At 71.7% G+C, this 16071-nt stretch carries 12 protein-coding genes; 3 read left to right on the plus strand and 9 right to left on the minus strand.

Annotated elements, in window-relative coordinates; genetic code table 11:
- The first annotated feature begins 124 nt into the window (after positions 1-124).
- On the plus strand, positions 125-1000 hold the full coding sequence (locus tag ACFV20_RS09925; RefSeq protein WP_385654549.1) for a shikimate dehydrogenase: 876 nt from the start codon (positions 125-127) through the stop codon (positions 998-1000).
- A gap of 38 nt (positions 1001-1038) precedes the next feature.
- Positions 1039-2835 carry a bifunctional sugar phosphate isomerase/epimerase/4-hydroxyphenylpyruvate dioxygenase family protein gene (locus tag ACFV20_RS09930; protein ID WP_385654551.1) on the plus strand — a complete coding sequence of 599 codons (1797 nt, stop codon included), beginning with the start codon at positions 1039-1041 and terminating at the stop codon, positions 2833-2835.
- On the opposite strand, the gene ACFV20_RS09935 is transcribed toward ACFV20_RS09930, so the two are convergent.
- From ACFV20_RS09935 to tkt, 8 genes are read right to left on the minus strand one after another with little or no spacing between them, the layout of a single operon-like run.
- Positions 2822-4288: a membrane-associated oxidoreductase gene (locus ACFV20_RS09935; protein WP_385654553.1), complete on the minus strand. Its 1467-nt coding sequence runs from the start codon at positions 4286-4288 to the stop codon at positions 2822-2824. The genes ACFV20_RS09930 and ACFV20_RS09935 overlap by 14 nt on opposite strands.
- Before the next feature lie 59 nt (positions 4289-4347).
- Complete coding sequence (locus ACFV20_RS09940) at positions 4348-4935, minus strand: histidine phosphatase family protein (RefSeq protein WP_385654554.1); 588 nt, start codon at positions 4933-4935, stop codon at positions 4348-4350.
- Positions 4936-4938: 3 nt separating this feature from the next.
- A complete protein-coding gene (gene gnd / locus ACFV20_RS09945) occupies positions 4939-5823 on the minus strand; it encodes a phosphogluconate dehydrogenase (NAD(+)-dependent, decarboxylating) (RefSeq protein WP_385654556.1) in 885 nt (294 codons plus the stop codon).
- 1 nt (position 5824) lies between these two features.
- Positions 5825-7483, minus strand: coding sequence for a glucose-6-phosphate isomerase (pgi, locus tag ACFV20_RS09950; RefSeq protein ID WP_385654559.1), 1659 nt, complete (start codon positions 7481-7483; stop codon positions 5825-5827).
- Positions 7476-8411 (minus strand): glucose-6-phosphate dehydrogenase assembly protein OpcA, encoded by a 936-nt coding sequence (gene opcA / locus ACFV20_RS09955; RefSeq protein ID WP_385654561.1) that lies wholly within the window; start codon positions 8409-8411, stop codon positions 7476-7478. Before opcA ends, pgi begins: the two co-directional genes overlap by 8 nt.
- Complete coding sequence (gene zwf, locus ACFV20_RS09960) at positions 8408-10081, minus strand: glucose-6-phosphate dehydrogenase (RefSeq protein ID WP_385654564.1); 1674 nt, start codon at positions 10079-10081, stop codon at positions 8408-8410. Before zwf ends, opcA begins: the two co-directional genes overlap by 4 nt.
- Positions 10078-11223: a transaldolase gene (gene tal, locus ACFV20_RS09965; protein ID WP_385654567.1), complete on the minus strand. Its 1146-nt coding sequence runs from the start codon at positions 11221-11223 to the stop codon at positions 10078-10080. The genes zwf and tal overlap by 4 nt, the downstream gene beginning before the upstream one ends.
- Positions 11224-11242: 19 nt before the next feature.
- A complete protein-coding gene (tkt, locus tag ACFV20_RS09970) occupies positions 11243-13318 on the minus strand; it encodes a transketolase (protein ID WP_385654570.1) in 2076 nt (691 codons plus the stop codon).
- 157 nt (positions 13319-13475) lie between these two features.
- Between tkt and ACFV20_RS09975 the strand changes: the two genes are divergently transcribed.
- Positions 13476-14357: a helix-turn-helix domain-containing protein gene (locus tag ACFV20_RS09975; RefSeq protein ID WP_385654573.1), complete on the plus strand. Its 882-nt coding sequence runs from the start codon at positions 13476-13478 to the stop codon at positions 14355-14357.
- 51 nt (positions 14358-14408) lie between these two features.
- Here ACFV20_RS09975 and ACFV20_RS09980 read toward each other — a convergent pair whose 3' ends face one another.
- On the minus strand, positions 14409-15803 hold the full coding sequence (locus ACFV20_RS09980) for a glycoside hydrolase family 16 protein (RefSeq protein ID WP_385654576.1): 1395 nt from the start codon (positions 15801-15803) through the stop codon (positions 14409-14411).
- Positions 15804-16071: the final 268 nt, after the last annotated feature.

A 16071-nucleotide genomic window follows, 5' to 3' on the forward strand; every position in this document is an offset into this window, starting at 1 on the left:
GGTCCGGTGCCGGTGATTGTAGAAGCAGGGGAGCAGTCGCCCGTGGGGTCTTCCCGGGCTCGCACGCGACTGATATAGCTAACGTACTAGTTCGTACATTAGTGAGCCGCTCAGGAGGCGCCGCGTGCCCAGGGAGTCGTACCTCGTCGGACTGATCGGTTCCGGCATCGGCCCGTCACTCAGCCCCGCGCTGCACGAGCGGGAGGCCGGCCGGCAGGGACTGCGCCTGGTCTACCGGCTGATCGACATCGACACGCTCGGCGTGCCGCCCGAGGCCGTGGGCGACCTGCTGCGAGCCGCCCGTGACCTGGGGTTCGACGGGCTCAACATCACGCACCCCTGCAAGCAGCTCGTCATCGAGCACCTGGACGCGCTCACCCCGCAGGCCGAGGCGCTGGGCGCGGTCAACACCGTCGTCTTCGAGGACGGCCGGGCCGTCGGCCACAACACGGACGTCACCGGCTTCGCCGCCTCCTTCGCCCGCGGTCTGCCCGACGCCCCGCTGGAGCGGGTCGTGCAGCTGGGCGCGGGCGGTGCGGGCGCGGCCGTCGCGCACGCCCTGCTCACCCTCGGCGCCGAGCGCGTCACCGTCGTCGACGCCCTGCCCGAGCGGGCCGGCGCCCTCGCCGACTCCCTGAACCGCGCCGTCGGCGAGGGCCGGGCGGCCGCCGCGCCCCCGGACCGGCTGGCCGAGCTGCTCGCGCACGCCGACGGCATCGTGCACGCCACTCCCACCGGCATGGCCGCCCACCCCGGCCTGCCCCTGCCCGCCGGACTGCTCCACTGCGGGCTGTGGGTCGCCGAGGTGGTCTACCGCCCGCTGGAGACCGAACTGCTGCGCAGCGCACGCGCGCTGGGCTGCGCCACCCTCGACGGCGGTGGCATGGCCGCCTTCCAGGCCGCCGACGCGTTCCGCCTCTTCACCGGGCGGGAACCCGACGCCGCCCGGATGCTCACGGACCTGACCGAGCTGGCCGGAGCCGTAGGGGCCCGGAACTAGCGAGTCGCAGGGACTCGGAACCAGAAAGGGGTACCGACGTGCGCACGTCCATCGCCACCGTCTCCCTGAGCGGATCCCTCACCGAGAAGCTCACGGCCGCAGCCCGGGCCGGCTTCGACGGCGTGGAGATCTTCGAGAACGACCTGCTGGCCGGCCACCTCACCCCGGAGGACATCCGCGCCCGCTGCGCCGACCTCGGTCTCTCGATCGACCTCTACCAGCCGATGCGGGACATCGAGGCCGTCCCCGAGGCCGACTTCGCGCTGAACCTCAGGCGGGCCCGGCACAAGTTCGACCTGATGCGCAGGCTCGGCGCCGACACGGTGCTCGTCTGCTCCAGCGTCTCCCCGCACGCGGTCGACGACGACGCCCTCGCCGCCGAGCAGCTCAGCCGGCTCGCCGACCTGGCCCGGCAGTCCGGCGTCCGCGTGGCCTACGAGGCGCTCGCCTGGGGACGGCACGTCAGCACGTACGACCACGCCTGGCGCATCGTCGAGACGGCAGGCCATCCCGCGCTCGGTACCTGTCTGGACAGCTTCCACATCCTCTCCCGCGGCTCGGACCCCGAGGGCATCGAGGACATCCCCGGCGAGAAGATCTTCTTCCTCCAGCTCGCGGACGCCCCGCTGCTCGCCATGGACGTCCTCCAGTGGAGCCGCCACCACCGCTGCTTCCCCGGCCAGGGCGGCTTCGACGTCGCGGGCCTGCTGCGGCACGTGCTGCGCACCGGCTACGACGGCCCGCTCTCGCTGGAGGTCTTCAACGACGTCTTCCGGCAGGCCGACGCCGGACCGACCGCCGTCGACGCCCGGCGCTCCCTGCTGGTCCTCCAGGAGGCGGTGGGCCGGGCGCCCCTGCCCGACGCGGTCGTCCCCACCGGCGTCGCCTTCGCCGAGGTGGTCACGCCCGACGCCGAGCCCCTCACCGCCCTGCTCGGCGCCCTGGGCTTCACCCGCACCGCCCGCCATCGCGGCAAGCCCGTCGCCCTGTGGGAGCAGGGCGACGCCCGGATCCTGGTCAACACCGGGACGGCCGCCCGCCGCGAGGGGACGCAACTCGCCGCCATCGGGCTGGAGTCACCGGACCCGGCCGGGGCGGCCCGGCGGGCCGAGGCGCTGCTCGCGCCGGTGCTGCCGCGCCGCCGAGCCCCCGAGGACGCTCCGCTCGACGCGGTCGCCGCCCCCGACGGGACGGAGCTGTTCTTCTGCGCCACCGGCCGCCCGGAACTGCCCGACTGGCGGGCGGACTTCGAGGACACCGGCCGGCCTGCGGCGGACCCGGGCGTCCGGGGCATCGACCATCTCGCCCTCACCCAGCCCTGGCACCACTTCGACGAGGCGGCCCTCTTCCACCGCGGGGTGCTCGGCCTGCACACGCAGGAGAGCGTGGACGTCGCCGACCCCTACGGGCTGATGCGCAGCCGCGCCGTCACCAACGCCGACGGCAGCGTCCGGATCGCCCTCACCGTCGGCGCGGCACCCTCGGACGACACCGTGCACGCCCAGCACATCGCCCTGGCCACCGACGACGTGGTCGCCGCCGCCCGCCGCTTCCGGGAGGCCGGAGGCCGGCCGCTGCCGATCCCGGCGAACTACTACGACGACCTCGCCGCCCGCTTCGAGTTCGCCGACGGCGAGCTGGAGACCTACCGCGACCTCGGCATCCTCTACGACCGCGACGCCCACGGCGTCTTCCGCCACTGCTACACCCGCACGGTCGGCCGGGTGTTCTTCGAACTGGTCCAGCGCGACGAGGGATACCGGGGCTACGGCGCGGCCAACGCACCGGTGCGGCTCGCCGCGCAGCACGCGGTGCGGGCGCTCACTGGCGGCTGACGGTCCGGGTGACGCCGGTGAGGACGGTGGTGGCGAGGATCCAGCCGGTGAGGACCAGGGCGTAGGAGAGCCACTGGTAGCCGCCGGTGGGGGCGAACGCGGCCTCCTGCCCGAAGGAGATCACCGGCAGCAGCAGGTCGAGGGTGTAGAAGACCGGGTTGAACTGCGGTGCCTCGTCGGGCTTCAGCGGCGCGGGATGGTGAAGCGCGTAGGCCAGGGAGCCGGCCGCGAGCAGCGACACCAGCCAGCCCGCGGCCCGCAGGGGGCGGAAGCCGTAGCCGACGGTGGCGTCCTGCACATGGCCCCACAGCCGGCCGTACCAGGGCAGGGTGGCGCGCCGGCGGCGCTGCTTGGCGAGCTGGACGAGGCGGGCGGCGTCGTCGTCGCCGATCCTGCGGTAGGCGGCGGTCAACTGCTCGTAGGCGTGCGGGACATAGCCCTCGCCGTCCCGCTCCAGCATGGCCAGCCGCCGCTCGGCGGGCTCGTGCGGGGTGAGGGAGGTGTAGACGAGACTGTCGAGCAGGACCTCGTCGGGGACCATCTCGGGCTCCAGGAACAGCACGTCCATGTGGGCGCGGCGCAGATTCAGGGTGCCCTCCATGCGGGGCCCCTTGCGCAGCCAGAGTTCACCGATGGTGCAACTGCTGGCGCGCAGCGCCGCGTCCCCCGGGTTCACCAGCCGCGCGTGCGACAGGTCGAGCCGGCCGGCGATCCGCGCGCCCCGCATTCCGATCCAGCCCAGCACGTCCGCTTCGCGCAGCAGGGCGTCGCCCTCGACCGTGAGCGTCTCCGCATCGAGGGCGACCTGACCGGCACCGGCCCGCAGACGCGCCTCGTTGAGGTCGATCGTGCCGGCGACCGAGGTGCCCGTCAGCCGCACCTCGCCGCGCGTGCGCAGCCCCGGCGCCGACAGGCCGTCCCCGACGGTCACATGGTTGAGCTGGAGTGCCGGCTGCCCGGCGGGGGGTTCGCCGATGTCGGCCCCGTCCATGAACAGCGCGCCGGAGATCTGCGCCCCGCCGAGCCGCACGGGCCGCTCGAACCGGCAGTCCGACAGGCGCAGCACGCCGTCCACGCGCAGGGTGGCGGCGTCGAGGCCGGGCAGGACCGAGCCGCGCAGGTTCAACTGGCGCAGCCGCGCCGCGTACAGCACGGGTACGTGCTCGAAGAAGCAGTCACTGAGCCGCACGGCGTGGTCGATGTCGCTGTACTGGAGATTCAGCACCCCCGTGATCCGCGCCCCGGCCAGCCGGAGGGAAGCGGTCTCGCCGTCCTCCTGCGGCGCGCTCAGCAGCAGGGCCCGCACCACCGCCGCCCGTACGGTCCGCTCGGGGCCCCAGTCCGCGCCCTCGGCCGGGTCCTCGCCCGCCGGCCCGCGCAGGTCCACGTCCTCCCCGCGGGCGAAGGCGCGCCACACCCGCTCCTCGGCGGGCGTCATGGTGTCGATCTCCATCAGCGGGGACTCTGACGTGCCCGGCCGGAGGCTGTCAACTCGCCTCCGGCCGGGGCCTGTTACGCCTTGGTGTTCCACTCCGCGATCACGGGCCGGCCGTGTTCGGTCGACAGCCGGCAGACCGTCCCGGTCTCCAGCCGGAACAGCCGTCCCTCCGCCGGGGACAGGCCCAGCCGACGGGCCGTCAGCACGCGCAGGAAGTGGCCGTGCGCCACCAGCGTCACGTCGCCCTCGGGCAGCGCCTGCGCCGCCCGGGCCAGCACCCGGTCGGCCCGCTCGCCGACCTCCTCGGGCGACTCGCCCGGCTCGCCGTCGCGGCCGGGCGGGCCGCCGTCGGTCCACAGGTCCCAGTCGGGACGAGTGCGGTGGATCTCCTCGGTGGTGACGCCCTCGTAGGCGCCGTAGTACCACTCGTGCAGGTCCGCGTCCCGCACGGCCCCCGCCAGACCCGCGAGTTCGGCGGTGCGCACCGCGCGGCCGAGCGGGCTGGTGAGGACCAGGGCGAAGGAGCGGCCGGCGAGGAGCGGGGCGAGCGACTTGGCCTGCTCCTCACCGCGCGGGGTGAGGGGCAGGTCGGTGAAGCTGGTGTGCTGTCCGCTCCGGCTCCACTCCGTCTCGCCGTGGCGGACCAGCAGCAGATCACCCACGTGCTACGCCTTCTTCGCGGACTCGACGGCGTGGCCGCCGAACTGGTTGCGCAGTGCCGCGATCATCTTCATCTGCGGCGAGTCGTCCTGCCGGGAGGCGAACCGGGAGAAGAGGGAGGCGGTGATCGCGGGCAGCGGAACGGAGTGGTCGATCGCTGCTTCCACCGTCCAGCGTCCCTCCCCGGAGTCCTGGGCGTAGCCCCTCAGCTTCTCCAGGTGCTCGTCGTCGTCCAGGGCCTCCACGGCCAGGTCGAGCAGCCAGGAGCGGATGACGGTGCCCTGCTGCCAGGAGCGGAACACCTCGCGGACGTTGTCCACCGAGTCCACGGCCTCCAGCAGCTCCCAGCCCTCGGCGTAGGCCTGCATCATGGCGTACTCGATGCCGTTGTGGACCATCTTCGCGAAGTGCCCGGCGCCGACCCGGCCCGCGTGGACGTAGCCGTACGGGCCCTCCGGCTTGAGCGCCTCGAAGATCGGCAGCAGCCGGTCGACGGTCTCCTTCTCGCCGCCGACCATCAGGGCGTAGCCGTTCTTCAGGCCCCACACGCCGCCGGAGACACCGGCGTCGACGAAGCCGATGCCGCGCTTGCTCAGCTCCTCGGCGTGCTTCTCGTCGTCCGTCCAGCGGGAGTTGCCGCCGTCGACCACCGTGTCGTACGGCTTGAGCAGGCCCGCGAGCTGGTCGATGACGTGCTGGGTGGGCTCGCCGGCCGGGACCATGACCCAGACCGTGCGGGGCGCTTCCAGCTCGTTGACCAGGTCGGCCAGGCTGGCGACGTCCGACTTCTCGGGGTCGGTGTCGTAGCCGATGACGGTGTGGCCGGCGTTGCGCAGGCGCTCGCGCATGTTGCCGCCCATCTTGCCGAGACCCACAAGACCGATCTGCATGTCAGTTCACTTCCCGAAGTTTGCGGTAGGCGGCCACCAGGGCGGCCGTGGACGGGTCGAGACCGGGGACGTCCGCGCCCTCGGTCAGGGCGGGTTCGATGCGCTTGGCGAGGACCTTGCCGAGTTCGACGCCCCACTGGTCGAAGGAGTCGATGTTCCACACGGCGCCCTGCACGAACACCTTGTGCTCGTAGAGGGCGATCAGCTGGCCGAGGACGGACGGGGTCAGCTCGGTGGCCAGGATCGTCGTGGTGGGGTGGTTGCCCCGGAAGGTGCGGTGCGGCACCTGCTCCTCGGGCACGCCCTCGGCGCGCACCTCCTCGGGCGTCTTGCCGAAGGCGAGCGCCTGCGTCTGGGCGAAGAAGTTGGCCATCAGCAGGTCGTGCTGTGCCTTCAGCCGCTCGCTCAGCTCGGCGACCGGCCTCGCGAAGCCGATGAAGTCGGCCGGGATGAGCTTGGTGCCCTGGTGGATCAACTGGTAGTAGGCGTGCTGTCCGTTGGTGCCGGGCGTGCCCCACACCACCGGGCCGGTCTGCCACTCCACCGGGTTGCCCTCGCGGTCCACCGACTTGCCGTTGGACTCCATGTCGAGCTGCTGGAGGTAGGCGGTGAACTTCGACAGGTAGTGGCTGTAGGGCAGCACCGCGTGCGACTGGGCGTCGTGGAAGTTGCCGTACCAGATGCCCAGCAGGCCCAGCAGCAGCGGGGCGTTGGACTCGGCGGGGGCGTTGCGGAAGTGCTCGTCGACGATGCGGAAGCCGTCGAGCATCTCCCGGAAGCGGTCCGGGCCGATGGCGATCATCAGGGACAGGCCGATCGCGGAGTCGTACGAGTAGCGGCCGCCGACCCAGTCCCAGAACTCGAACATGTTGTCGACGTCGATGCCGAACTCGGCGACCTTCTCCGCGTTCGTCGACAGCGCGACGAAGTGCTTCGCCACAGCCTTGTCGTCACCCCCGAGCCCGTCCAGCAGCCAGGCGCGCGCCGAGGTCGCGTTGGTGATCGTCTCGATCGTGGTGAAGGTCTTGGACGCGACGATGAAGAGCGTCTCCGCCGGATCCAGGTCGCGGGTGGCCTCGTGCAGGTCCGAGCCGTCCACGTTCGACACGAAGCGGAACGTCAGATCCCGGTTGCTGAACGGGCGCAATGCCTCATAGGCCATGGCGGGGCCGAGATCCGAGCCGCCGATGCCGATGTTGACGACGTTTCGGATCCGCCTGCCGGTGTGCCCGGTCCACTCACCGGAGCGCACCCGGTCCGCGAAGGCGGTCATCTTGTCGAGGACGGCGTGCACGCCCGGGACGACGTTCTCGCCGTCGACCTCGATCACGGCGTCCCGTGGCGCGCGCAGGGCTGTGTGCAGCACGGCCCGGTTCTCGGTGACGTTGATCCGCTCACCGCGGAACATGGCGTCCCGCAGCCCGAACACGTCGGTGGCCGCGGCCAGCTCCTGGAGCAGGGCCAGCGTCTCGTCGGTGACCAGGTGCTTGGAGTAGTCGATGCGCAGGTCGCCCACGTGCACGACGTAGCGCTCGGCACGCCCCGGGTCCTCGGCGAACAGCTCCCGCAGGTCCAGCTGCGGCACGACGTCCGCGCGGTGGTCCTCCAGGGCGGTCCACTCGGGGCGCCGGGTGAGCGCGGGGGAGGTGGAGTCAGACATGAGCAGGGGTCTCCTCGGTCGCCCCGCCGTTCAGGGCGATGGCGTACATCTCGTCCGCGTCGAGGCGCCGCAGCTCCTCGGCGATCAGTTCGGAGGTGGCTCGGACCTTCAGCGCGAGGGTGCGCGGCGGCTGGCCCGGCAGGGTCAGGGTGGCCAGCGGCCCCTCGGGCCGGTCGATGACGATCTCGCCGTTCGCGGTGCCCAGGCGCACGGCCGTCACGACCGGCCCGGCCGTCACGACACGGTCCACCCGGACGTGCAGCCGCGCCTCGAGCCAGCGGGCCAGCAGCTCGGCGGCCGGGTTGTCCGCCTCGGCCTCCACCGCCGCCGAGACGATCCGCTCCCTGGCCTGGTCCAGCGCGGCCGCCAGCATGGAACGCCAGGGCGTGAGCCGGGTCCAGGCGAGGTCGGTGTCCCCGGGGGCGTACGAGCGCACCCGCGTCTCCAGCGTCTCCAGCGGGTTCTCGACGGCGTACAGGTCGGTGATCCGCCGCTGCGCCAGCGCCCCGAGCGGGTCCTTGGAGGGGACCTCGGGGGCGTCCACCGGCCACCACACCACCACCGGCGCGTCGGGCAGCAGCAGCGGCAGCACCACCGAGTCGGCGTGCTCGGACACCTCGCCGTAGGTTCGCAGGATCACCGTCTCACCGGTGCCCGCGTCGGCGCCCACCCGGACCTCGGCGTCCAGCCGCGAGGACTGGCGGTCGCGCGGGGTGCGGGCGTGCCGCTTGATGACGACCAGGGTGCGCGAGGGGTGCTCGTGCGAGGCCTCCTCGGCCGCCTTGATCGCGTCGTAGGCGTTCTCCTCGTCCGTGACGATCACCATCGTCAGGACCATGCCCACGGCGGGAGTACCGATGGCGCGGCGGCCCTGCACCAGCGCCTTGTTGATCTTGCTTGCCGTGGTGTCGGTCAGGTCGATCTTCATGGCCTGCGCCAGCTCCGTCCGTCTCGTGCGAGCATCTCGTCGGCTTCCTCGGGTCCCCAGCCGCCCGAGGCGTACTGCGCGGGCCGGCCGTGCGTGGCCCAGTACTGCTCGATCGGGTCGAGGATCTTCCAGGACTCTTCCACTTCCTGGTGACGGGGGAACAGGTTGGCGTCGCCCAGGAGCACGTCGAGGATCAGCCGTTCGTACGCCTCCGGGCTGGACTCGGTGAACGACTCGCCGTAGGCGAAGTCCATCGTGACGTCCCGGATCTCCATCGACGTGCCCGGCACCTTGGAGCCGAAGCGGACCGTCATGCCCTCGTCCGGCTGCACGCGGATGACGATCGCGTTGGAGCCGAGCTCCTCGGTCGCGGTGGAGTCGAAGGGGGAGTGCGGGGCCCGCTGGAAGACCACGGCGATCTCCGTCACCCGGCGGCCCAGGCGCTTGCCGGTGCGCAGGTAGAACGGGACGCCCGCCCAGCGGCGGTTGTCCACCCGGAGCCGGACCGCGGCATAGGTGTCGGTCGTGGAGGACGGGTCGATGCCGTCCTCCTCCAGATAGCCGCGCACCTTCGTGCCGCCCTGCCAGCCCGCCGCGTACTGGCCGCGCACGGTGCCCTCGCCCAGGTCCTGCGGAAGCCGCACCGCCTTGAGGACCTTCAGCTTCTCGGTGAGCAGGGAGGGCGCGTCGAAGGCGGCCGGTTCCTCCATCGCGGTGAGCGCCATCAGCTGGAGCAGGTGGTTCTGGATGACGTCACGGGCGGCGCCGATGCCGTCGTAGTACCCCGCCCGGCCGCCGATCCCGATGTCCTCGGCCATGGTGATCTGCACGTGGTCCACGTACGACCGGTTCCAGATCGGCTCGAACATCTGGTTGGCGAAGCGCAGCGCCAGCAGGTTCTGGACGGTCTCCTTGCCCAGGTAGTGGTCGATGCGGAAGACCTGCTCCGGATCGAACACCTCGTGCACGATGCGATTGAGCTCCTCGGCCGACTTCAGGTCGTGGCCGAACGGCTTCTCGATCACCGCGCGCCGCCAGGACCCCTGGGGCGCGTCGGCCAGCTTGTGCTTCTTCAGCTGCTGGACGACCTTGGGGAAGAACTTCGGCGGCACCGACAGGTAGAAGGCGTAGTTGCCGCTGGTGCCCCGGGAGGCGTCCAGCTCCTCCACGGCGGAGCGCAGCTGCTTGAACGCCGTGTCGTCGTCGAAGTCGCCGGGGATGAACCGCATGCCCTCGGCGAGCTGCTGCCAGACCTCCTCGCGGAACGGGGTCCGGGCGTGCTCACGCACCGCGTCGTGCACGACCTGCGCGAAGTCCTGGTCCTCCCAGTCCCGGCGGGCGAAACCCACCAGGGAGAAGCCCGGCGGCAGCAGGCCGCGGTTGGCCAGGTCGTACACCGCCGGCATCAGCTTCTTGCGGGACAGGTCGCCGGTGACGCCGAAGATGACGAGCCCGGAGGGGCCCGCGATCCTGGGCAGACGCCGGTCGCGCGGATCGCGCAGGGGGTTCTCGAAGTGGGTGTCGGCGTGCTCCGTACGGGGAGCGTGACCGCTCGCACCGGTCTGCTCCACCCCGGCCGCCTCCTGCGCGGCCAGGGCCTCCTTCTCCTCCTTGGTCCCCTTCGTCTCCTGTTCGGCCGTCTGGGGGATGCCCTCGATGCCCTCGCTCATTCCGCGTCAGCTCCCTCGCTGTTCAAGGACTTGGTGACCGCGTCCAGCAGTTCCTGCCAGGCCACCTCGAACTTGGCCACGCCCTCGTCCTCCAGTTGCCGCACCACCTCGTCGTATGCAATGCCGAGCCGTTCGACTGCCGCCAGGTCCGCGCGCGCCTGGGCGTAACCGCCGGTGACGGTGTCGCCCAGGACGTCACCGTGGTCGGCGACGGCGTTCAGCGTGGCCTCCGGCATGGTGTTCACCGTGCCGGGGGCGACCAGCTCGTCCACGTACAGGGTGTCCTTGTAGGCCGGGTCCTTCACACCGGTGGAGGCCCAAAGGGGGCGCTGCCGGTTCGCGCGGGCCCCGCCCAGCGCCTGCCAGCGCGGCCCGGCGAAGACCTGCTCGTACGCCTCGTAGGCCAGTCGTGCGTTGGCCAGGGCGGCCCGGCCCCTCAGGGCGAGGGCCTGCGGCGTGCCCAGCAGCGTCAGCCGCTTGTCGATCTCGGCGTCCACCCGGGAGACGAAGAACGAGGCGACCGAGTGAATCGCCGCCAGGTCGTGGCCGGCGGCCTGTGCCTTCTCCAGGCCGGCGAGATAGGCGTCCATCACCTCGCGGTACCGCTCCAGCGAGAAGATCAGCGTCACATTGACACTGATACCCGCCCCGATCACTTCCATGATCGCCGGCAGGCCCGCACGCGTCGCCGGGATCTTGATCATCACGTTGGGGCGGTCCACCAGCCACGCCAGCTGCCGGGCCTCGGCCACCGTCGCCCGCGTGTCGTGGGCCAGCCGCGGATCGACCTCGATGGACACCCGGCCGTCCCGGCCGCCGGTGGCCTCGTACACCGGGCGCAGCACGTCGGCGGCGGCCCGGACGTCGGCGGTCGTCATCATCCGTACGGCCTCGTCCACCGTCACACCGCGCACCGCCAGGTCGGCGAGTTGCTCCTCGTAGCCCGCGCCGGAGCCGATGGCGGCCTGGAAGATGGACGGGTTGGTGGTGACGCCGACGACCTTCCTCGTGGCGACGAGCTCGGCCAGGCTGCCGGACTCGATCCGCCGGCGCGACAGGTCGTCGAGCCAGATCGACACACCCTCGTCGGACAGGCGCTTGAGTGCTCCCGCGTTCGCGGTCGCTTCGGTCACAGTGATCATCTTCTTTCGGGCGGTCGGATCAGCCGCGGGCGGCGGTGAGGGATTCCCGCGCGGCGGCGACGACGTTCTCGGGGGTGAAGCCGTACGCGGCGAACAGCGTCCCGGCGTCGGCGGAGGCGCCGAAGTGCTCCAGGGAGACGATGCGTCCCGCGTCCCCGACGAACCGGTGCCAGGTCAGGCCGATCCCGGCCTCGACGGCGACCCGGGCCGTCACGGACGGCGGCAGGACGCTCTCGCGGTAGGACCGCGGCTGTTCCTCGAACCACTCCACGGACGGCATCGACACGACGCGGGTGGGCACACCCGCGGCCTGGAGGATCTCGCGCGCCCCGGCCGCGACGTGCACCTCGGAGCCGGTGGCGATCAGGATCACCTGGGGTGTGCCGCCCTCCGCCTCGAACCGGACGTAGCCGCCGCGCGCCGCGTCCGGGTCCGGCTCGTACGTGGGCACGCCCTGGCGGGTCAGCGCGAGGCCGTGCGGGGCCGGGGTGGTGCCGTGCCGCTTGAGGATCTCGGCCCAGACCACCGCGGTCTCGTTGGCGTCGGCGGGGCGGACGACGTTCAGGCCCGGGATGGCCCGCAGCGCGGCCAGATGCTCCACCGGCTGGTGGGTCGGGCCGTCCTCGCCCAGGCCGATCGAGTCGTGCGTCCACACGTACGTCACGGGCAGCTGCATCAGGGCCGACATCCGCACGGCGTTGCGCATGTAGTCGGAGAAGACCAGGAAGGTGCCGCCGTAGACGCGGGTGTTGCCGTGCAGGGCGATGCCGTTCATCTCCGCGGCCATGGAGAACTCACGGATGCCGAAGTGCACGGTGCGGCCGTACGGGTCGGCCTCCGGCAGCGGGTTGCCCTTCGGGAGGAACGAGCTGGTCTTGTCGATGGTGGTGTTGTTCGAACCGGCCAGGTCGGCCGAACCGCCCCACAGCTCGGGCAGGACCGGGCCGAGCGCCTGGAGGACCTTGCCGGAGGCGGCCCGGGTGGCGAGCGCCTTGCCCGCCTCGAACACCGGCAGGGCGTCCTGCCAGCCCTCGGGCAGCTCGCCCTTGCTGACGCGGTCGAACGTGGCGGCCCGCTCCGGGTTCTCGGACCGCCAGGCGGCGATCCCCTTGTCCCAGGCGGTGTGCGCCTCGGCGCCCCGGTCCAGGGCCCGGCGGGTGTGGGCCAGCACCTCGTCGGCGACCGCGAAGCTCTCCTCCGGGTCGAAGCCGAGCAGGCGCTTGGTGGCGGCGACCTCGTCCTCGCCGAGCGCCGAGCCGTGGGAGGCCTCGGTGTCGCGCGCGTTCGGGGCGGGCCAGGCGATGATCGTGCGCATCGCGATGATCGACGGGCGTTCCGTCTCGGCCCGGGCCGCCCTCAGCGCCGCGTACAGCGCGTGCACGTCGACATCGCCGTCCTCCAGTGGCTGGATCCGCTGCACGTGCCAGCCGTAGGCCTCGTACCGCTTCAGCACGTCCTCGGAGAACGCGGTCGCGGTGTCGCCCTCGATGGAGATGTGGTTGTCGTCGTAGAGGAAGACCAGGTTGCCGAGCTTCTGGTGGCCGGCGAGCGAGGAGGCCTCGGCGGAGACGCCCTCCTGGAGATCGCCGTCGGAGACGATCGCCCAGATCGTGTGGTCGAAGGGCGAGTCACCCTCAGGGGCGTCCGGGTCGAACAGGCCGCGCTCGTACCGGGCCGCCATCGCCATGCCGACCGCGTTCGCCACGCCCTGGCCGAGCGGGCCCGTGGTGGTCTCGACGCCCGCGGTGTGCCCGTACTCGGGGTGGCCGGGGGTCTTGGAGCCGTGCGTGCGGAACGCCTTCAGGTCGTCCAGCTCCAGCTCGTAGCCCGCCAGGTAGAGCTGTGTGTACAGGGTCAGCGAGGTGTGGCCGGGGGAGAGGACGAAGCGGTCACGGCCGGCCCACTCCGGGTCGGCGGGGTCGTGCCGCATCACCTTCTGAAAGATGGTGTAGGCGGCCGGAGCCAGGCTCATCGCCGTGCCGGGGTGGCCGTTGCCGACCCGCTGGACGGCATCGGCCGCCAGCAGACGGGCGGTGTCGACGGCACGCCGGTCGAGTTCGGTCCATGTGAAGCGGTCCGCTGTCTGCGTGCTCATCTTCAAGAAGTCCTCGATGGGAGCGAAGTGGCTGGTCTGACGCGTTCAAAATTAAAAGTCTGACTTTTATGGCGGAAGGTCGGCGTGTGCCAGCCTGTGGTGAAAGTGGGACACCCACGGGCAGCAGGACACGCGAACGGTGCGGCACGAGGCGGACATGGCGGACAGAACCCTTCAAGACGGCGACGGGATCGATACGTTCCCCTTCCCGGTCGAACTCAGCGTCGGCGGCGTCGGCATGCAGATCGCCCCCATGGGCGACACCTGGCCGTCCGGCGTGCCGCTGGAGCGCGTGCACCGCATCGACTTCCACACCGTCCTGCTCTTCGGGGCGGGCCCGGTCCGGCACATGGTCGACTTCACCGAGCACGAGGCCACGGCCGGGGACCTGCTGTGGATCCGCCCGGGACAGGTCCACCGCTTCTCGCGCACCAGCGAGTACCGCGGAACCGTGCTGACCATGCAACCCGGCTTCCTGCCCCGCTCGACTGTGGAGGCCACCGGCCTCTACCGCTACGATCTGCCGCCCCTCTTGCACCCCGACCTGGCACAACTCGCCGCCCTGAAAGCCGCGTTGACACAGCTGCGGCGCGAGTACGAGGACACGGCCACGCTCCCGCCGGGCCTGCACACCGCCGTCCTGCGCCACACGCTGACGGCGTTCCTGCTGCGGCTCGCCCACCTCGCGGCGAGTTCGGCGAGGGCTCCGCGACAGCAGTCCGACTCCACGTTCACCCTCTTCCGGGACGCCGTGGAGCGGGACTTCGCCACCAACCACAGTGTCAGCGCCTACGCCGACGCGCTCGGCTACTCCCGCCGGACCCTGGTCCGGGCGGTGCGCGCCGCCACCGGAGAGACCCCCAAGGCCTTCATCGACAAGCGCGTGATCCTGGAGGCCAAACGGCTCCTCGCCCACACCGACCTGCCCATCGGCCGGATCGGCGTGGCAGTCGGCTTCCCCGACGCGGCGAACTTCTCGAAGTTCTTCCACCAGCACACGGAGCAGACCCCGGCGGCCTTCCGCGCGGAGCTGCGCTGAACGCGGCGAAGGGGCCCCACGCGTGCGCGTGGGGCCCCTCCTCGCAGGCCGTCAGTGCCCGAAGGTGAACCAGTTGACGTTCACGAAGTCCGCCGGCTGACCGCTGGTGAAGGTCAGATACACATCGTGCGTGCCCGTCACGGCGCTGATGTTCGCCGGGATCGTCCGCCACGACTGCCAGCCACCGGTGCTGCCCACCGCGAAGCTCCCGACGGGCGCGTTGCTCCGGCTGTCCAGCCGCACCTCGACCAGCCCGCTGACGCCGCCCGCCGCTCCGCTCGCGACCCGGGCGCTGAACTGCCGCGCCGCCGTCGAGCCGAAGTTCACGCCCTTGAAGTGCAGCCAGTCGCCGCCCGCGAGCGCGCCGACGTTCTGCCCGCCGCCGGAGTCGGCCGTCGTCTCGGTGATCACGCCGGACTGGCCGTCGTAGGACTCGGCCTGGATGGTGGAGTAGGCGTCGCGGTTGCCGGTCGGGGGAGGCGTGGTGCCGCCCCCGGACGACAGCACCTGCACGTAGTCGACGACCATCGCGTGCCCCGGCTGCGTCCCGGCGTCCGGGCCGCCGCCGAACGCGTCGGGGAAGCCGCCGCCCATCGCGACGTTCAGGATGACGAAGAAGCCGTGGTCGGTGGCGTTCTTCCAGGTCGTCGCGTCGACCTGATTCGCGCGCACGGTGTGGTAGTTGACACCGTCGAGGTAGAAGCGGATCTCCTCGACGCTCGTCGAGCGGTCCCACTCCATCCGGTACGTGTGGAAGCCGGCCTGGCAGGACGTGCCCTGGCAGGTGGTCGAACTCCCGATGCCGCTGGTCTCGTTGCAGGGACCGCCGGGTGAGGTGCCGCAGTGCATCGTGGCGAACACCGTGTTCATGCCCTGGGTGTTCTCCATGATGTCCAGTTCGCCGACCGCCGGCCAGTTCCAGTAGTTGCCGCGGTAGGGGCCGCCCAGCATCCAGAACGCCGGCCAGTAGCCCTTGGCGGCGGCGCCGGTGACGTTCGGCACCTGGATGCGCGACTCGACGCGGAGCTTGCCGCCGGCCGGGGGCTGGAAGTCGGTGCGGTTGGTCTCGATCCGGCCGGAGGTCCAGTTGCCCGCGGCGTCCCGCCGGGGCGTGATGCGGAGGTTGCCGTTGCCGTCCAGCGAGACGTTGTCCGTGCTGTTCGTCATCGTCTCGATCTCGCCGGTGCCCCAGTTGGCAGGGCCGCCCGGGTAGCCCTTGCCCGTGGCGTACCGCCAGTCGGAGGTGTTGACGCCGGAGCCGGCGGCGCCGTTGAAGTCGTCGACGAACAGCTGCGTCCAGCCCGAGGGGGGCGGGGGCGCGGAGGCGTTCGCCGAAGGGGAGGCGAGGGCGGAGGCGGCTGCCGCGAGCCCGAGGGTGCTGACCACGGCGACGAACGCCCGCCGCAGCGGGCGTCGTCTGGAGGAGGTGCCGGTGGTGTCGCTCATGTGGGGATGCCTCTCGGAGGGGAGCAGGATGAGAGCGCTCTCAAAGTGCCGTCAATGTGCTCCACGCGATCCGCGGCGTCAAGAGGTGTAGCCGGGATTGGTGCGGGGCGGAGCGTGAGTGCACTCCTTGAACGGGACGACCGGGCGGTCCGGCCGGGCTGTGCGCCGACGCCTCGGGTCGGCCCGACCAAGGAGGTGCGGCCACGGTCCGGCCGGGCTTCGCGCTGTTGAAGAAGGGGTTCCGGGGCACTCGGGGTGGCGACGGACT

The organism is Streptomyces sp. NPDC059696, assembly GCF_042733745.1.
Lineage (GTDB): Bacteria > Actinomycetota > Actinomycetes > Streptomycetales > Streptomycetaceae > Streptomyces.